This window comes from Pseudomonas oryzihabitans (genome assembly GCF_014522265.1).
In the GTDB taxonomy this organism is placed as follows: Bacteria; Pseudomonadota; Gammaproteobacteria; order Pseudomonadales; family Pseudomonadaceae; genus Chryseomonas; species Chryseomonas aestiva.
This window is the reverse complement of record NZ_CP017024.1, coordinates 2,036,118-2,053,996: the sequence shown is the minus strand read 5'-3', so window position 1 is coordinate 2,053,996 and position 17,879 is coordinate 2,036,118. Positions and strand designations below refer to the sequence as shown.

At 61.4% G+C, this 17,879-nt stretch carries 13 protein-coding genes and 4 tRNA genes; 1 reads left to right on the top strand and 16 read right to left on the bottom strand.

Features of this window, described 5'->3' with window-relative positions:
- Nucleotides 1-135: 135 nt before the first annotated feature.
- From rpoC to BGI51_RS09315, 16 genes are all read right to left on the bottom strand, one after another.
- A complete protein-coding gene (gene rpoC, locus BGI51_RS09390) occupies nucleotides 136-4,335 on the bottom strand; it encodes a DNA-directed RNA polymerase subunit beta' (RefSeq protein ID WP_187980952.1) in 4,200 nt (1,399 codons plus the stop codon).
- 62 nt (nucleotides 4,336-4,397) lie between these two features.
- Entirely contained in the window at nucleotides 4,398-8,471 is a 4,074-nt protein-coding gene (rpoB, locus tag BGI51_RS09385; RefSeq protein WP_158893046.1) for a DNA-directed RNA polymerase subunit beta, read from the bottom strand.
- A gap of 224 nt (nucleotides 8,472-8,695) precedes the next feature.
- Nucleotides 8,696-9,064, bottom strand: a complete 369-nt coding sequence (gene rplL, locus BGI51_RS09380; protein WP_059316466.1) for a 50S ribosomal protein L7/L12 — start codon at nucleotides 9,062-9,064, stop codon at nucleotides 8,696-8,698.
- 79 nt (nucleotides 9,065-9,143) lie between these two features.
- Nucleotides 9,144-9,644, bottom strand: a complete 501-nt coding sequence (rplJ, locus tag BGI51_RS09375) for a 50S ribosomal protein L10 (RefSeq protein WP_017641868.1) — start codon at nucleotides 9,642-9,644, stop codon at nucleotides 9,144-9,146.
- Nucleotides 9,645-9,852: 208 nt separating this feature from the next.
- Entirely contained in the window at nucleotides 9,853-10,548 is a 696-nt protein-coding gene (rplA, locus tag BGI51_RS09370) for a 50S ribosomal protein L1 (protein WP_133860555.1), read from the bottom strand.
- Nucleotides 10,548-10,979 carry a 50S ribosomal protein L11 gene (rplK, locus tag BGI51_RS09365; RefSeq protein ID WP_133860554.1) on the bottom strand — a complete coding sequence of 144 codons (432 nt, stop codon included), beginning with the start codon at nucleotides 10,977-10,979 and terminating at the stop codon, nucleotides 10,548-10,550. The genes rplA and rplK overlap by 1 nt, the downstream gene beginning before the upstream one ends.
- Before the next feature lie 112 nt (nucleotides 10,980-11,091).
- Nucleotides 11,092-11,625, bottom strand: coding sequence for a transcription termination/antitermination protein NusG (gene nusG / locus BGI51_RS09360; RefSeq protein WP_026083932.1), 534 nt, complete (start codon nucleotides 11,623-11,625; stop codon nucleotides 11,092-11,094).
- Nucleotides 11,626-11,636: 11 nt separating this feature from the next.
- Nucleotides 11,637-12,005 (bottom strand): preprotein translocase subunit SecE, encoded by a 369-nt coding sequence (gene secE / locus BGI51_RS09355; protein WP_133860553.1) that lies wholly within the window; start codon nucleotides 12,003-12,005, stop codon nucleotides 11,637-11,639.
- 35 nt (nucleotides 12,006-12,040) lie between these two features.
- A tRNA-Trp gene (locus BGI51_RS09350) sits at nucleotides 12,041-12,116 on the bottom strand.
- Nucleotides 12,117-12,170: 54 nt separating this feature from the next.
- On the bottom strand, nucleotides 12,171-13,364 hold the full coding sequence (tuf, locus tag BGI51_RS09345; protein WP_133860552.1) for an elongation factor Tu: 1,194 nt from the start codon (nucleotides 13,362-13,364) through the stop codon (nucleotides 12,171-12,173).
- A gap of 84 nt (nucleotides 13,365-13,448) precedes the next feature.
- A tRNA-Thr gene (locus tag BGI51_RS09340) sits at nucleotides 13,449-13,524 on the bottom strand.
- 20 nt (nucleotides 13,525-13,544) lie between these two features.
- Nucleotides 13,545-13,618, bottom strand: a tRNA-Gly gene (locus BGI51_RS09335).
- Nucleotides 13,619-13,641: 23 nt separating this feature from the next.
- Nucleotides 13,642-13,726, bottom strand: a tRNA-Tyr gene (locus BGI51_RS09330).
- Nucleotides 13,727-13,946: 220 nt separating this feature from the next.
- A complete protein-coding gene (locus tag BGI51_RS09325; RefSeq protein ID WP_187980951.1) occupies nucleotides 13,947-15,488 on the bottom strand; it encodes a phosphoenolpyruvate carboxykinase in 1,542 nt (513 codons plus the stop codon).
- 104 nt (nucleotides 15,489-15,592) lie between these two features.
- Entirely contained in the window at nucleotides 15,593-16,486 is an 894-nt protein-coding gene (gene hslO / locus BGI51_RS09320) for an Hsp33 family molecular chaperone HslO (protein ID WP_187980950.1), read from the bottom strand.
- A 107-nt stretch (nucleotides 16,487-16,593) separates the two neighbouring features.
- A complete protein-coding gene (locus BGI51_RS09315) occupies nucleotides 16,594-16,977 on the bottom strand; it encodes an RNA-binding S4 domain-containing protein (RefSeq protein WP_133860549.1) in 384 nt (127 codons plus the stop codon).
- A 118-nt stretch (nucleotides 16,978-17,095) separates the two neighbouring features.
- Here BGI51_RS09315 and BGI51_RS09310 point away from each other — a divergent pair, with 118 nt between their 5' ends.
- On the top strand, nucleotides 17,096-17,872 hold the full coding sequence (locus BGI51_RS09310; protein WP_133860548.1) for an EAL domain-containing protein: 777 nt from the start codon (nucleotides 17,096-17,098) through the stop codon (nucleotides 17,870-17,872).
- The last annotated feature ends 7 nt before the right edge of the window (nucleotides 17,873-17,879 follow it).

The window sequence follows — 17,879 nt, the reverse complement described above, 5'->3', positions numbered from 1 at the left end:
AACGAAATAGCAGAACGTCAGTCCTGCCCATTTTCGGGGAACGAAAGTCTAAAGAGCTTGGGCGCTCCAGTCAAGACAAAGCCCCCGGACGCCTGGGGCGCCGGGGGCTTTGTCAAGCGAGACCTGCTACCGAACTCAGCTGGCGCTGGAGTTCAGCGCCTCGGTCAGGGCGGCTTCGGCCTCGCTGGCGCTCACGCGCTGCGGCTTGCCGAGTTCGCGCTGGCGCTTGCGCTCGCTGTGGTAGGCCAGACCGGTACCGGCCGGGATCAGACGACCCACTACCACGTTTTCCTTCAGGCCGCGCAGGAAGTCGCGCTTGCCGGTCACGGCGGCTTCGGTCAGGACACGGGTGGTCTCCTGGAAGGAAGCGGCCGAGATGAAGGACTCGGTGGACAGCGAAGCCTTGGTGATACCCAGCAGGACGCGCTCGTACTTGGCGACGAAACGATCATTGCCCACCAGTTGCTCGTTCTCTTCCAGGACGTGGGTCAGTTCGACCTGATCGCCCTTGATGAAGCTCGAGTCGCCGGTGTCGCTCACTTCGACCTTGCGCAGCATCTGCCGCAGGATGGTCTCGATGTGCTTGTCGTTGATCTTCACGCCCTGCAGACGGTACACGTCCTGGATCTCGTTGACGATGTACTTGGCCAGCGCGCTGACACCCAGCAGACGCAGGATATCGTGCGGGTTGCTCGGACCGTCGGAGATGACTTCGCCGCGGCTTACCTGTTCGCCTTCGAAGACGTTCAGGTGGCGCCACTTCGGAATCAGCTCCTCGTAGGGATCGGTGCCATCGGTCGGGGTGATGACCAGACGACGCTTGCCCTTGGTTTCCTTGCCAAAGGAGATGGTACCGCTGATCTCCGCCAGGATTGCCGGCTCCTTGGGACGACGCGCCTCGAAGAGGTCGGCCACGCGGGGCAGACCACCGGTGATGTCGCGGGTCTTGGAGGTTTCCTGGGGGATACGGGCGATAACGTCACCCACATGCACCTTGGCACCGTCGCTCAGGTTGACCAGCGCGTTCGGCGGCAGGAAGTACTGGGCCGGTACGTCGGTACCCGGCAGCAGCAGGTCCTTGCCATTGGCGTCGATCAGCTTGACCGCCGGACGGATGTCCTTGCCGGACGTCGGACGATCCTTGGCGTCGAGCACCTCGATGTTGGTCAGACCGGTCAGTTCGTCGGTCTGGCGCTTGATGGTGATGCCCTCCTCCATGCCGACGAAGGCCACGGTACCGTCCATCTCGGTGACGATGGGGTGGGTGTGCGGGTCCCACTTGGCGACGATGGCGCCAGCGTCGACCTTGTCGCCTTCCTTGACCGAAATCACTGCACCGTAGGGCAGCTTGTAGCGCTCGCGCTCGCGACCGAAGTCGTCGGCGATGGCCAGCTCACCGGAACGGGACACGGCAACCAGGGCGCCATCGGCACGTTCGACGTGCTTCAGGTTGTGCAGGCGGATGGCGCCGCCGTTCTTGACCTGGACGCTGTCGGCCGCGGAGGTCCGGCTGGCCGCACCACCGATGTGGAAGGTACGCATGGTCAGCTGGGTACCCGGCTCACCGATGGACTGGGCGGCGATGACGCCGACCGCTTCACCGATGTTGACCTGATGACCGCGAGCCAGATCGCGACCGTAGCACTTGGCGCAGATGCCATGACGGGTTTCGCAGGTGATCGGCGAACGCACCACGACTTCGTCGACGCTGTTGAGCTCGAGGAACTCGACCCAGCGCTCGTCGACCAGGGTGCCGGCCGGCACGATGATCTCGTCGGTACCCGGCTTGGGCACGTCACGGGCGATGACTCGACCCAGCACGCGCTCACCCAGGGGCTCGACCACGTCGCCGCCTTCGATGTGCGGGGTCATGATCAGGCCGCGCTCGGTACCGCAGTCGACCTCGGTCACCACCAGGTCCTGGGCCACGTCGACTAGACGACGGGTCAGGTAACCGGAGTTCGCGGTCTTCAGTGCGGTATCCGCGAGACCCTTACGGGCACCGTGGGTGGAGATGAAGTACTGGAGTACGTTCAGGCCTTCACGGAAGTTGGCGGTAATGGGCGTCTCGATGATGGAGCCGTCCGGCTTGGCCATCAGGCCACGCATGCCGGCGAGCTGACGAATCTGGGCCGCGGAACCCCGGGCGCCGGAATCGGCCATCATATACATGGAGTTGAAGGACTCCTGATCGACTTCCTTGCCCGCGCGGTCGATGACCTTCTCTTTCGAGAGGTTGGTCATCATCGCCTTGGACACTTCGTCGTTGGCCTTCGACCAGAGGTCGATCACCTTGTTGTACTTCTCGCCCTGGGTCACCAGGCCGGAGGCGTACTGGCTCTCGATCTCCTTCACCTCGGCGGTGGCAGCATCGATGATGCGCGCCTTCTCATCCGGAATGACGAAGTCGTTGACGCCGATGGAGACGCCGGACAGGGTCGAATAGGCGAAACCGGTGTACATCAGCTGGTCGGCGAAGATGACGGTGTCCTTCAGACCCACCACGCGGTAGCAGTGGTTGATCAGCTTGGAGATGGCCTTCTTCTTCATCGACTGGTTGACCACGTCATACGGCAGACCGGCAGGCACGACCTGGAACAGCAGCGCGCGGCCGACGGTGGTGTCGACGATGCGGGTGTTCTTGGTCAGGCTGCCGTCCTTGTGACGGATGGTCTCGTTGATGCGCACCTTGACCTTGGCATGCAGGGCGGCTTCGCCGGCACGGAAGACGCGATCGACTTCCTGCAGGTCGGCGAACACGCGGCCTTCGCCCTTGGCGTTGATGGCTTCGCGGGTCATGTAGTACAGACCCAGCACCACGTCCTGCGACGGCACGATGATCGGCTCGCCGTTGGCGGGCGACAGGATGTTGTTGGTCGACATCATCAGGGCGCGCGCTTCCAGCTGGGCTTCCAGCGTCAGCGGCACGTGCACGGCCATCTGGTCACCGTCGAAGTCGGCGTTGTACGCGGCGCAGACCAGCGGGTGCAGCTGGATGGCCTTGCCTTCGATGAGGACCGGCTCGAACGCCTGGATACCCAGACGGTGCAGGGTCGGGGCGCGGTTGAGCAGCACCGGGTGTTCGCGGATGACTTCGGCGAGAACGTCCCAGACCTCGGGCAGTTCGCGCTCGACCATCTTCTTGGCGGCCTTGATGGTGGTCGCCATGCCGCGGGCTTCCAGCTTGCCGAAGATGAACGGCTTGAACAGCTCCAGCGCCATCTTCTTGGGCAGACCGCACTGGTGCAGACGCAGGGTCGGGCCCACGGTGATAACGGAACGACCGGAGTAGTCGACGCGCTTGCCCAGCAGGTTCTGACGGAAACGACCCTGCTTGCCCTTGATCATGTCGGCCAGGGACTTCAGCGGGCGCTTGTTGGAGCCGGTGATGGCCCGGCCGCGACGGCCGTTGTCCAGCAGGGCGTCAACGGCTTCCTGCAGCATGCGCTTCTCGTTGCGCACGATGATGTCGGGCGCGGCGAGGTCGAGCAGCCGCTTGAGGCGGTTGTTCCGGTTGATGACGCGACGATAGAGATCGTTCAGGTCGGAGGTCGCGAAGCGACCGCCATCCAGCGGTACCAGCGGACGCAGGTCCGGCGGCAGCACGGGCAGCACGGTCATGACCATCCACTCCGGCTTGTTGCCGGAACCCTGGAAGGCTTCCATCAGCTTCAGGCGCTTGGACAGCTTCTTGATCTTGGTCTCGGAGTTGGTCTGCGGAATCTCTTCGCGCAGGCGACCGATCTCGTGCTCCAGATCAATGGCGCCGAGCAGCTGGAATACGGCTTCCGCACCCATGCGGGCGTCGAAGTCGTCACCGAATTCTTCCAGTGCCTCGAAGTACTGCTCGTCGTTCAGCAGCTGGTACTTCTCGAGGGTGGTCATGCCCGGATCAATCACCACGTAGCTCTCGAAATAGAGCACGCGCTCGATGTCACGCAGGGTCATGTCCAGCAGCAGGCCGATACGCGACGGCAGCGACTTCAGGAACCAGATGTGGGCGACGGGCGAAGCCAGCTCGATGTGACCCATGCGCTCGCGGCGCACCTTGGCCAGGGCGACTTCCACGCCGCACTTCTCGCAGATCACGCCGCGGTGCTTGAGGCGCTTGTACTTTCCGCACAGGCACTCGTAGTCCTTGACCGGGCCAAATATCTTGGCGCAGAACAGACCATCGCGCTCGGGCTTGAAGGTACGGTAGTTGATGGTCTCCGGCTTCTTCACTTCACCGAACGACCAGGAACGAATCATCTCGGGCGAGGCCAGACCGATACGGATGGCATCGAACTCCTCGAGTTGACCCTGGTTTTTCAACAGATTGAGCAAGTCTTTCAAGGCCTTTCCTCCTCACGGACCGGAGGCGACCGCCGCGCGGTCGCCTCCTCTAGGGTCTCGTGTTATTCGGTTTCCAGTTCGATATCGATGCCGAGCGAGCGGATTTCCTTGATCAGTACGTTGAAGGACTCGGGCATGCCGGCCTCCATGCGGTGATCCCCGTCCACGATGTTCTTGTACATCTTGGTCCGGCCGTTCACATCGTCCGACTTCACCGTCAGCATTTCCTGCAGGGTGTAAGCCGCGCCATAGGCCTCCAGTGCCCAGACCTCCATCTCCCCGAAACGCTGACCACCGAACTGCGCCTTACCACCCAGCGGCTGCTGGGTAACCAGGCTGTAGGAACCGGTGGAACGGGCGTGCATCTTGTCGTCCACCAGGTGGTTCAGCTTGAGCATGTACATGTAGCCGACGGTGGTGGTGCGCTCGAAGGCATTGCCGGTGCGGCCGTCGTACAGACGCATCTGGCCACTCTCCGGCAGATCGGCCAGCTTCAGCATAGCCTTGATCTCGCTTTCCTTGGCACCGTCGAACACCGGGGTGGCCATGGGCACACCGCCACGCAGGTTCTTCGCCAGGTCAAGGACTTCCTTATCGCTCAGGTCGTCGAGCTTCTCCTGACGGCCACCGATCTCGTTGTAGATCTCGTGCAGGAAGCTGCGCAGTTCGGCAACCTTGCGCTGCTCCTCGATCATCACGTTGATCTTCTCGCCCAGGCCCTTGGCCGCGAGGCCCAGGTGGGTTTCGAGGATCTGACCGACGTTCATCCGCGAAGGTACGCCCAGCGGATTCAGCACGATGTCCACCGGCGTGCCGTTGGCGTCGTAGGGCATGTCTTCGACCGGCATGATCACCGAGACCACACCCTTGTTACCGTGACGACCGGCCATCTTGTCGCCCGGCTGGATACGGCGCTTGATGGCGAGGTAGACCTTGACGATCTTCAGTACGCCCGGCGCCAGGTCATCGCCCTGCTGCAGCTTGCGCTTCTTGTCTTCGAACTTGTCATCCAGCAGCTGGCGACGGTCGGACAGGTAGGCCTGGGCCTTTTCCAGCTGCTCGTTGTGAGCATCTTCCGCCATGCGCAGCTTGAACCACTGACCACGCTCGAGGCCGTTCAGGTACTCGTCGGTGATGACGGCACCCTTCTTGACCGCCGGGCCGCCTTCGGCGACCTGACCGACCAGGGCCTGACGAAGACGCTCGAAGGTCGCGCCTTCGACGATGCGGAACTCCTCGTTCAGATCCTTGCGGATCTCGTCGAGCTGGGACTTCTCGATGGCCAGGGCGCGGGAGTCGCGCTCGACGCCGTCACGGGTGAAGACCTGGACGTCGATGACGGTACCCTTGGTGCCGGTGGGCACACGCAGGGAGGTGTCCTTCACGTCGCTGGCCTTCTCGCCGAAGATGGCGCGCAGCAGCTTCTCTTCCGGAGTCAGCTGGGTTTCGCCCTTGGGCGTGACCTTGCCGACCAGGATGTCACCGGCACCGACTTCGGCACCGACGTAAACGATACCGGCCTCGTCCAGCTTGTTCAGCGCAGCCTCACCCACGTTCGGGATGTCGGAGGTGATTTCCTCCGGGCCGAGCTTGGTGTCACGGGCCACACAGGTTAGTTCCTGGATGTGGATGGTGGTGAAGCGATCTTCCTGGACCACGCGCTCCGATAGACAGATGGAGTCTTCGAAGTTGAAGCCGTTCCAGGGCATGAAGGCTACGCGCATGTTCTGACCCAGTGCCAGCTCGCCCATGTCGGTCGAGGGGCCATCGGCCAGGATGTCGAACTTGGCCACCTGATCACCCTTGCTCACCAGCGGACGCTGGTTGATGCAGGTGTTCTGGTTGGAACGGGTGTACTTGGTCAGGTTGTAGATGTCGACGCCGGCTTCACCGGTCTCGACTTCGTCATCATTGACGCGCACCACGATACGGCTGGCATCGACGGAGTCGATCACGCCACCCCGACGGGCGACGACGCAGACGCCGGAGTCACGGGCGACGTTGCGCTCCATGCCGGTACCGACCAGCGGCTTGTCCGAACGCAGGGTCGGCACGGCCTGACGCTGCATGTTGGAACCCATCAGCGCGCGGTTGGCGTCGTCGTGCTCGAGGAACGGAATCAGCGAGGCGGCGACGGAGACGACCTGCTTGGGCGAAACGTCCATCAGGGTGACGTCTTCGGGCGCCTTGACGGTGAATTCGTTCAGATGACGCACGGCTACCAGCTCGTCGATCAGCCGGTTGTTCTCGTCCAGCCCTGCAGAAGCCTGTGCGATCACATGGTTGGCTTCTTCAATGGCCGACAGGAAGACGATCTCGTCGGTGGCCACGCCGTCCTTGACCATGCGGTACGGGCTTTCGAGGAAGCCGTACTGATTGGTGCGGGCATAGGCAGCCAGGGAGTTGATCAGGCCGATGTTCGGACCTTCCGGCGTTTCGATCGGGCAGACCCGGCCGTAGTGCGTCGGGTGTACGTCACGGACTTCGAAGCCGGCACGCTCACGGGTCAGACCGCCCGGGCCGAGTGCGGAGACGCGGCGCTTGTGGGTGATCTCCGACAGCGGGTTGTTCTGGTCCATGAACTGGGACAGCTGGCTGGAACCGAAGAATTCCTTGATCGCGGCGGCCACGGGCTTGGCGTTGATCAGATCCTGCGGCATCAGGCCTTCGCTCTCGGCCATGGACAGGCGTTCCTTGACGGCACGCTCTACCCGCACCAGGCCCACGCGGAACTGGTTCTCGGCCATTTCACCGACGCAACGGACACGGCGGTTACCCAGGTGGTCGATGTCGTCGACGATGCCCTTGCCGTTACGGATGTCGACCAGAGTCTTGAGCACATCGACGATGTCTTCGCGACTCAGGACGCCCGAGCCTTCGATGGCGTCGCGACCGATACGGCGGTTGAACTTCATGCGGCCGACAGCGGACAGGTCGTAACGCTCGGCGCTGAAGAACAGGTTGTTGAACAGGGTCTCGGCAGCTTCCTTGGTCGGCGGCTCGCCGGGACGCATCATCCGGTAGATCTCGACCAGGGCTTCCAGCTGGTTGCCGGTGGAGTCGATCTTCAGGGTATCGGAGATGAACGGACCGCAGTCGATGTCGTTGGTGTACAGCGTCTCGAACTGCACGACATTGGCCTTGGCCATCTTGGCCAGCATGTCCAGGGTCAGTTCGGTGTTGCACTCGGCGATGATCTCGCCAGTGGACGGGTGCACGACAGCCTTGGCGGTGGTACGGCCAATGACGTAATCGAAGGGCACTTCCAGCTCGCTCAGACCGGATTTTTCCAGCTGGTTGATGTGGCGAGCGGTCACCCGACGGCCCTGCTCCACGATCACCTTGCCGCTGCCATCCTTGATGTCGAAGCTGGCGATGTCGCCGCGCAGGCGCTGGGGCACCAGCTCGAACGTCAGCATCTCACCCTTGATGTGGAAGGTGTTGGTGTCATAGAACGCATCCAGCACCTCTTCGGTGCTGTAGCCGAGCGCGCGCAGCAGTACCGAGGCCGGCAGCTTGCGGCGACGGTCGATACGGACGAATACCGCATCCTTGGGATCGAACTCGAAGTCGAGCCAGGAGCCGCGGTAGGGAATGATGCGCGCCGAGTACAGTAGCTTGCCCGAGCTGTGGGTCTTGCCGCGGTCGTGGTCGAAGAACACGCCCGGGCTGCGGTGCAGCTGGGACACGATGACGCGCTCGGTACCATTGATGATGAAGGTACCGTTCTCGGTCATCAGGGGGATTTCCCCCATGTAGACTTCCTGCTCCTTGATGTCCTTGATCGCCTTGTTCGACGACTCGCGGTCGAAAATGATCAGGCGAACCTTGACCCGCAGCGGGACGGCGAAGGTCACGCCGCGCAGGACGCATTCCTTCACATCGAAAGCCGGCTCGCCCAGGCGATAGCCGACGTATTCCAGGGCCGCATTGCCGGAATAGCTGATAATCGGGAAAACGGACTTGAAGGCCGCATGCAGGCCGATATCGCGGAACTGGTCTTTGCCTGCGCCCGCCTGCAGGAATTCGCGGTACGAATCCAGTTGGATAGCCAGCAAATAGGGCACGTCCATGACGTGCGGCAACTTGCTAAAGTCCTTGCGGATACGTTTTTTCTCAGTGTATGAGTAAGCCATCAGCGTTCCCCAGCTTGGTCACCAGCTTGTTTGGCCTCTCCGACGGGAGCAGCCGGAAAATCGTGCAAACCCTTGGTTTGCCGCACCCCGAGAGCGAGGTGGATACAGCGCATCTTGTCAGGCGGATATGCTCGCTCTGTACAAAACGGCAAAAGGCCGGTGGCGTTCGCCACCAGCCATCAGCCGAACGTGAAACGTTGCGGCTGTAGACGCAAGAACCGAACTTACTTGAGCTCGACCTTGGCGCCTGCTTCTTCCAGAGCCTTCTTGGCAGCTTCGCCTTCCTCTTTGGAGACGCCTTCCTTGACCACGCCCGGGGCGCCGTCAACGACAGCCTTGGCTTCTTTCAGGCCCAGACCGGTCAGTTCACGAACGACCTTGATGACGTTCACTTTCTTGTCGCCGGTTTCGGTCAACATGATGGTGAATTCGGTCTGCTCTTCGACGACGGCAGCGGCAGCAGCCGGGCCAGCGGCAGCGGCGGCAGCGGCGGTCACGCCGAACTTCTCTTCCATCGCCTTGATCAGTTCCACCACTTGCATGACGGACATTTCGGATACGGCGTTGATGATGTCTTCGTTGGTCAGAGCCATGACTCTAGATTCCTATAACAGGGTGCGGCTTCAGGCCGCAAATAATAAGAAAGACTTGCAGGAAACGCAGCACGCGCGATTAGGCGGCGGCAGCTTCCTTTTGGTCGCGAATGGCGGCGAGGGTACGAGCCAGCTTGCTGGTAGCGCCCTGGATGACACTCATCAGCTGGGACACAGCTTCGTCGTAGGTCGGCAGAGTTGCCAGTACGTCGATCTGGTTAGCCGGGATGAGCTTGCCTTCGAACGCGGCGGCCTTGATCTCGAACTTGTCCTGACCCTTGGCGAAATCCTTGAAGATACGGGCGGCAGCGCCCGGATGCTCCTGGGAGAACGCGATCAGGGTCGGGCCCTTGAAGGTGTCGTTGAGAACGTCGAAAGACGTGCCTTCAACGGCACGACGCAGCAGGGTGTTACGTACGACACGTACATAGACACCAGCCGCGCGGGCCTCTTTACGGAGTCCGGTCATGGCACCCACAGTCACGCCACGGGCATCGGCCACGACAGCGGACAGGGCACCTTGGGCAGCCTCGTTGACTTCAGCGACGATAGCCTTCTTGTCTTCGAGTTTGATTGCCACGGGTTTAACTCCTGGATGTTACCGTTTCGCCCGATGGACTGGGCGGCGTTTTGGTGTCTGACTCGGTAACCGAATCGGGAGCACCATCTGCGTAGGCTGGGGTTTCCCCGGTTTAAGACCTGCGTCCCCTACGGTCTTGGACAGCCCCCGCCAGGCAGGGACCCCAATCTTGGCGCCGCGCCCGAAGGCACGGCGACTTGTATCCTGCTTAGGCTTCCAGGGAAGCCTGGTCGATCTGCAGACCCGGGCCCATGGTGGAGCTCAGGGTGATGCGCTTGACGTAGATGCCCTTGGAGGTCGAGGGCTTCAGGCGCTTCAGGTCGGCCAGCAGAGCTTCAACGTTCTGCTTCAGCTTCACGGGCTCGAAATCGATCTTGCCAACGGAAGCGTGGATGATGCCGTTCTTGTCAGTACGGAAACGCACCTGACCAGCCTTGGCATTCTTGACGGCGGTAGCGACGTCCGGGGTCACGGTGCCAACCTTGGGGTTGGGCATCAGACCGCGCGGGCCGAGCAGCTGGCCCAGCTGACCGACAACACGCATGGCGTCCGGCGAGGCGATGACCACGTCATAGTTCAGGTCGCCGCCCTTCATCTCGGCAGCCAGGTCGTCCATGCCGACTCGTTCGGCACCGGCAGCCAGCGCAGCTTCGGCGTTGGCACCCTGGGTGAACACGGCAACGCGAACCGACTTGCCAGTGCCATTGGGCAGCACGGTGGCGCCACGAACGACCTGGTCGGATTTACGCGGATCCACACCCAGGTTCACGGAGACGTCGATGGACTCCTTGAACTTGATGGTGGACAGCTCGGCCAGCAGGGCTGCAGCTTCTTCGAAGCCGTACTGCTTGCCAGCCTGGATTTTTTCGGCGAAAGCCTTTTGACGCTTAGTGAGCTTGGCCATTATACGCCCTCCACATTCAGACCCATGCTACGAGCGGAACCGGCGATGGTACGCACGGCGGCGTCCATATCAGCGGCGGTGAGATCGGCATTCTTGGCTTTGGCGATCTCTTCCAGCTGGGCGCGGGTGACGGTACCGACCTTCTGGCTGTTGGGACGAGCGGAACCGCTCTTGATGCCGGCAGCCTTCTTGAGCAGCACGGAGGCCGGGGTGCTCTTGATTTCGAAGGTGAAGCTACGGTCGCTGTACACGGTGATGATCACCGGGGTGGGCAGACCGGGCTCCATGCCCTGGGTGCGGGCGTTGAACGCCTTGCAGAATTCCATGATGTTGACGCCGTGCTGACCCAGCGCCGGACCGACTGGCGGGCTCGGGTTGGCTTGAGCGGCCTTAACCTGCAGCTTGATGTAAGCCTGAATTTTCTTAGCCATGTGCTACTCCAATGATGGGTTCGACGCCCCGCAGGGCTCCCCAATTACTTGCTATATCCCAGTGACGACAAAACCCCGCAGCCTGGGCTACGGGGTGAGGGATGCGAACAACCTAGACCTTTTCGACCTGGCTGAACTCGAGCTCCACAGGGGTCGACCGACCAAAGATCAGTACCGCCACGTGGATGCGGCTCTTTTCGTAGTTGACTTCTTCGACAACGCCATTGAAGTCGGCGAACGGACCGTCCACCACCCGAACCGTCTCGCCTGCTTCAAACAGGGTCTTCGGCTTGGGCTTGTCGCTGCTGTCGGAGACACGACGCAGAATCGCGTCCGCTTCACGATCAGTGATGGGGGCCGGCTTGTCGGCAGTACCACCGATGAAGCCCATGACGCGAGGAGTGTCCTTGACCAGGTGCCAGGTCCCTTCGTTCATCTCCATCTGCACCAGGACGTATCCCGGGAAAAACTTACGCTCGCTCTTGCGCTTCTGGCCATTGCGCATTTCCACCACTTCTTCGGTGGGCACGAGAATGTCGCCGAACTCGTCTTCCATTTCGTGCAGCTTGACGCGCTCGATCAACGAACGCATGACATGCTTCTCGTAACCCGAGTAGGCATGCACGACGTACCAACGCTTAGCCACGGCGAACCCTTTCAACCAACAATCGTGGAAACCAGCCAACCGAGCAGGGAGTCGAGCCCCCACAACAACAAAGCCATCACGAGCACCACCGCAACCACGATCAGCGTGGTCTGAGTGGTCTCTTGCCGGGTAGGCCAGACAACCTTGCGAATCTCGGTACGGGCGTCTTTCAGCAAGCCAAAGAAGGCTTGCCCCTTGGCGGTCTGCAGGGCAATAAAGGCAGCGACAGCTGCCAGCACCAACAGACCTACCACTCGATACAGGATGGACTGAGCAGCGAAGTAGTGATTGGCAACAACACCAATCGCCACCAGAACGACAACCACCAGCCACTTGAGCGCATCGAAGCGCGACTCTTTGGCTTCCGCCTTGATGCTCATTGCATGAATCCTGTAAGGAGTGCCAGATGGGAATCTGGCAGGCCAGGAGGGAATCGAACCCCCAACCTGCGGTTTTGGAGACCGCCGCTCTGCCAATTGAGCTACTGGCCTGTAACTTGAATCAGGCCGACCATTATGCCGACCTGACAGACCAAGATCAATCGATTACTCGATGATCTTGGCAACCACGCCGGCGCCGACGGTACGACCGCCTTCACGGATGGCGAAACGCAGACCGTCTTCCATCGCGATCGGAGCGATCAGGGTGACAACCATCTTGATGTTGTCGCCCGGCATCACCATCTCGACGCCTTCCGGCAGCTCGCAGTTACCGGTCACGTCGGTGGTGCGGAAGTAGAACTGCGGACGGTAGCCCTTGAAGAACGGGGTGTGACGACCGCCTTCTTCCTTGGACAGCACGTACACTTCGCACTCGAACTTGGTGTGCGGCTTGATGGTGTTCGGCTTGGCCAGAACCTGGCCACGCTCCACGTCTTCACGCTTGGTGCCACGCAGCAGCACGCCGACGTTCTCGCCAGCACGGCCTTCGTCCAGCAGCTTGCGGAACATTTCAACGCCGGTGCAGGTGGTCTTGACGGTGGCCTTGATGCCCACGATCTCGACTTCTTCCTGGATGCGGACGATGCCACGCTCGACACGACCGGTGACCACGGTGCCGCGACCGGAGATCGAGAACACGTCCTCGATCGGCATCAGGAACGGCTTGTCGATGGCACGCTCGGGCTCGGGGATGTACGAGTCCAGGGTCTCGACCAGCTTGCGCACGGCAGAGGTACCCATTTCGTTGTCGTCGTTGCCGTTCAGCGCCATCAGCGCGGAGCCGATCACGATCGGGGTGTCGTCGCCCGGGAAGTCGTAGGTGTTCAGCAGATCGCGAACTTCCATCTCGACCAGTTCCAGCAGCTCGGCGTCGTCAACCATGTCGGCCTTGTTCAGGAACACGACGATGTAGGGAACGCCTACCTGACGGGACAGCAGGATGTGCTCGCGGGTCTGCGGCATGGGGCCGTCAGCAGCCGAGCAAACCAGGATCGCGCCGTCCATCTGGGCAGCACCGGTGATCATGTTCTTCACGTAGTCGGCGTGGCCGGGGCAGTCGACGTGCGCGTAGTGACGGATCGCCGAGTCGTACTCAACGTGGGAGGTGTTGATGGTGATACCACGAGCCTTTTCTTCCGGCGCGTTGTCGATCTGGTCGAAACCACGAGCGGAACCGCCCCAGGTGTCGGCACAGACTTTGGTCAGCGCAGCGGTCAGAGTGGTCTTGCCATGGTCGACGTGACCGATGGTGCCCACGTTCAGGTGCGGCTTGTTACGTTCAAACTTTTCTTTAGCCATCGACACTCTCTCCCTTCACGAATTGAGCAAAGCAATGCCGCCATTAAAACAAAGGCAGATATTTGCATATCTGCCTTTTTAAGATGGAGCTCATGAGCGGATTTGAACCGCTGACCTCACCCTTACCAAGGGTGTGCTCTACCAACTGAGCTACATGAGCGAAACATTTGCCAGTCAAACTGGAGCGGGTAGCGGGAATCGAACCCGCATCATCAGCTTGGAAGGCTGAGGTTCTACCACTGAACTATACCCGCAGAGCCTAAGCGCTCTAACAATCTGGTGGAGGGGGAAGGATTCGAACCTTCGAAGTCTGCGACGTCAGATTTACAGTCTGATCCCTTTGGCCACTCGGGAACCCCTCCAAAGTGAGGCGGCATTTTCTTCATCTGCCCTCCTCTTGTCAAGGATCTTTTTAAAATCTCCTTAACAATCAATGCTTTCGCATCGCTCGCTAGCGTTATCAGCGAAAGCGGGCGCAGTTTATGCAATCGCAGCGGACCATGCAACCCCAAGACGTAAAAAAAGCTTAAAAAACAAAGGCCGCCCTAGCGGCGGCCTTTGTTTGCAGACAACCAGCCCTGCTTACAGCTGGGGACCGGCGGCCAGGATGCCTTCGGATACGCCGGAGAACTTCTTGAAGTTCTCGACGAACTTGCCAGCCAGCTCGCGCGCCGCCGCGTCATAGGCGGCACCATCCTGCCAGGTGTCGCGAGGATTGAGCAGGACGCTGTCCACGCCGGGAACGGCAACCGGGACGTCGAGATTGATGACCGGGACGTGGCGCGTCTCGGTACCGATGAGGGCACCGCTCTGAATAGCTGCGATGACCGCACGGGTAGTCGGGATGTTGAAGCGCTTGCCGACGCCGTAACCGCCACCGGTCCAACCGGTGTTGACCAGGTACACCTTGGAGCCAAAGCCCTGGATGCGCTTGATCAGCAGATCGGCGTATTCAGCCGCCGGACGCGGGAAGAAGGGTGCGCCGAAGCAGGTGGAGAAGGTCGACTTGATGCCAGGACCGGAACCCATCTCGGTCGAGCCGACCAGGGCGGTGTAGCCGGACAGGAAGTGGTAGGCCGCCTGCTCATTATTAAGGATGGATACCGGGGGCAGGACACCGGTGAGGTCGCAGGTCAGGAAGATGACCGCGTTGGGCTCGCCACCCAGGTTGTGCTCGGCGCGCTTGTCGATCAGTTCGCGCGGATAGGCCGCCCGGCTGTTCTGGGTCAGGCTGTCGTTGGCATAGTCAGGGTGACGGGTCTGGGGATCCAGAACCACGTTTTCCAGAACGGCGCCGAACTGGATGGCCTTCCAGATGACCGGCTCGTTCTTCTCGGACAGGTCGATGCACTTGGCGTAGCAACCACCTTCCATGTTGAAGACGGTGCCCACACCCCAGCCGTGCTCGTCGTCACCGATAAGGTAGCGGCTCTGGTCGGCGGACAGGGTGGTCTTGCCGGTACCGGACAGACCGAAGAACAGGGTGACATCACCCTCCTCGCCTACGTTGGCCGCGCAGTGCATCGGCAGCACGTCCTTTTCCGGCAGCAGGAAGTTCTGCACCGAGAACATGGCCTTCTTCATCTCGCCGGCGTAGCGCATACCGGCGATCAGCACCTTGCGCGCCGCGAAGTTGATGATGACGGTACCGTCGGAATTGGTGCCGTCACGCGCGGGCTCACAGACGAACCCGGGCGCGTTGATGATCTCCCAGGCCGGCTTGGACTGGGGATTGTATTCGGCCGGATTGATGAACAGGCAGCGGCCGAACAGGTTGTGCCAGGCGGTCTCGGTACGCATGACGACGGGCAGGTAGTGCTCTACATCGGCGCCTACATGAACATGGGAGACGAATTGATCACGCTCGTCCAGGTAGGCGCTCACGCGCTCCCACAGCGGTGCGAACTTCTCCTCCGGGAAGGCACGGTTGATCGGCCCCCAGTGGATGGCATCGCGCGTGGAGGCTTCCTCGACGATAAAGCGATCTACCGGCGAACGCCCCGTGCGATGCCCCGTCTTGACGACCAGCGAGCCATTGGCGGCCAGCTCTCCTTCGCCACGTCGCAGGGACTCTTCCACTAACTGCGCGACGCTGATATCGGTATACACGTTGGCTTTCGTCATTTCGTTCCCCATGGCCCTGGGCCGTTCCTCATGCTTGTAGCTCTTACACGGCAGAACTACACGTTGCGGGATTATGCCAGAAAGCCTTCGGGCTTTTGCAACGGCTAGTGCCGGGTATTTCCCGGGGTTTGCGTGCCGCCGCCCGCAAAAATCTGCGCGATATCGGCGGCGTCGAATACCTGCTGTTCATTGCAAAACTGACAATCGACCCGAATTTGTCCGTCCTGTTCGTCGAGCAGGCTCTCGACGTCCGGCTGACCCATGCTGATCAGGGCATTGGCCGCGCGGTCACGGGAGCAGCTGCAGCTGAAGGCCACTGGCTGCTCGTCGAACAGGCGTACCTTCTCCTCGTGGAACAGGCGGTGCAGGATCACTTCGTTGTCGAGACCCAGCAGCTCTTCGGCCGTGAGGGTATCGGCCAGGGTGACCACATGCTCCCAGCTGTCCTGGCGGGCCTGGGCATCCTTGATCCGCGACGGCGGCAATTGCTGGAGCAGCAGGCCGCGGGCGCGGCGGCCATCGGCGTTCAGCCAGAAACGGGTGGGCAGCTGCTCGGAGGTGGCGAAATAGCCGGACAGGCACTCAGCCAGATTCGCGCCCTCCAGCGGGACGATACCCTGGTAGCGCTGACCATGGCGCGGGTCGATGGTAAGGGCCAGAACGCCATCGGGCATGAGCTCGCTCAAGGAGGCGGACGCGGTGATCTCGGCCTCTTCGTAGCGTGCGATGCCGCGCACCTCGCGCTCACTGGAGCACTCAACCATGAGCAGCGGGATGGGACCGCTGGAGCGCGCCTGCAGCACCAGCAGCCCTTCGAACTTGAGGGTCCCACACAGCAGCGCGGCCGCCGCGAGCAGCTCGCCCAGTAGCTGGGCCACGGGCTCCGGATAGGCATGCTTGGCGAGGACCTCGACATAGCTGCGATCCAGGGTGGCCAGTTCGCCGCGGACATCGGTTTCGTCAAACAGGAAACGTTGGGTGAAATCGTGGGAAGTCATGAACTACCTATATAAGGAAGGAGGCCGCGAAGCGTGGCGTTCACGGCGCACGCCAGAACCGGCGAGCGGACCTGGCCATTGAGAGGCTCCGGCGAACCGCGACGAACTCAGTCGTCGAACGGATGGACGTACTCGCGGAACTGGTGGATCTGGCGCCGCTGCTTCTTGGTGGGACGGCCATCGGTCTGCACGCCGAGGTTGCCGGCCTTGCGAGCGGCCGCGGCCTGCTCGCGAGCCTTGAGGCTTTCCGGCGTCTCGGTGTAGAGCTGCTGAGCCTCGGGCGCACCCCGGCGGTTCTGCGACAGGGCGACGATCACTACCGTCTTTTCGTCATAGCCCTGACGGATGGTGAGAACGTCACCGATGCGCGGCTCCTTGCTCGGCTTGCAGCGCTCGCCACGGCACTGGATCTTGCCGCCTTCCAGGGCCGCCTTGGCCAGCGCGCGGGTCTTGAAAAAACGCGCGGCCCATAGCCATTTATCGAGGCGCATCCGTTCTTCAGTGTGATCTACTGCATACATCGAATAAAAAGCCCCCTGTTGGGTCTTAGACTCTTCTCAAGAACTCTAAACCATCGGACCGACGCTGCAAGCGCGCCTCTGGAGAGCCATGACCACATTCTTTCCTTCCGATCTGACTGGCCAGACCCGCTGCACGGGATGCCAGCAGTCGGAACCCCTGGGCTTCGACTTCGACTTCGCCTATCAGCCCATCGTGGATCTGGGCCAAGGCGCGGTCTTCGCCCGGGAAGCACTGGTGCGCGGACCAGGCGGCGAAGGCGCGCTGTCGGTGCTCAATCAGGTGACCGACAGCAACCGCTATCGCTTCGACCAGCTTTGCCGCACCAAGGCCATCGCCACCGCAGCCGCCCTGGGCATGCAGGAGAGTCTGTCGATCAACTTCCTGCCCAACGCCGTCTACCGCCCGGAACTGTGCATTCGCAGTACGCTGGCTGCCGCGCGCGAGCATGGCTTTCCGCTGGAACGGCTGATCTTCGAGACAGTGGAAACCGAACACGTCGCAAGTGACCATCTGACGCACATCCTGCGCGAGTATCAGCAATTCGGCTTCAAGACTGCCATCGACGACTTCGGCGCCGGTCATTCCGGCCTGACGCTGCTGGCCGAATTCCAGCCGGACCTGGTCAAGCTCGACATGGCGCTCATCCGCCACATCGACCGGGATCAGGTGCGGCGAACCATCGTGCGCAACCTGATCGTCATGTGCCGCGAACTGGGTACCCAGGTGATCGCCGAAGGGGTGGAGACCGTGGCCGAACGCGATTGCCTGCGTGACCTCGGCATCGAGCTGATGCAGGGGTATCTGTTCGCCAAACCAGCCTTCAAACAGCTCATTGATCCGCAACATTTAGGCGGAGGCCACTGATTTCAAG

Excerpts from the sequence above, each read along its gene's own strand:
- BGI51_RS09315 (WP_133860549.1), bottom strand. The coding sequence starts at position 16,977 with ATGCGCCTCGATAAATGGCTATGGGCCGCGCGTTTTTTCAAGACCCGC.
- hslO (WP_187980950.1), bottom strand. The coding sequence starts at position 16,486 with ATGACTTCCCACGATTTCACCCAACGTTTCCTGTTTGACGAAACCGAT.
- rplA (WP_133860555.1), bottom strand. The coding sequence starts at position 10,548 with ATGGCCAAGCTCACTAAGCGTCAAAAGGCTTTCGCCGAAAAAATCCAG.
- rpoB (WP_158893046.1), bottom strand. The coding sequence starts at position 8,471 with ATGGCTTACTCATACACTGAGAAAAAACGTATCCGCAAGGACTTTAGC.
- BGI51_RS09310 (WP_133860548.1), top strand. The coding sequence starts at position 17,096 with ATGACCACATTCTTTCCTTCCGATCTGACTGGCCAGACCCGCTGCACG.
- BGI51_RS09325 (WP_187980951.1), bottom strand. The coding sequence starts at position 15,488 with ATGACGAAAGCCAACGTGTATACCGATATCAGCGTCGCGCAGTTAGTG.
- rplL (WP_059316466.1), bottom strand. The coding sequence starts at position 9,064 with ATGGCTCTGACCAACGAAGACATCATCAACGCCGTATCCGAAATGTCC.
- tuf (WP_133860552.1), bottom strand. The coding sequence starts at position 13,364 with ATGGCTAAAGAAAAGTTTGAACGTAACAAGCCGCACCTGAACGTGGGC.
- secE (WP_133860553.1), bottom strand. The coding sequence starts at position 12,005 with ATGAGCATCAAGGCGGAAGCCAAAGAGTCGCGCTTCGATGCGCTCAAG.
- rplK (WP_133860554.1), bottom strand. The coding sequence starts at position 10,979 with ATGGCTAAGAAAATTCAGGCTTACATCAAGCTGCAGGTTAAGGCCGCT.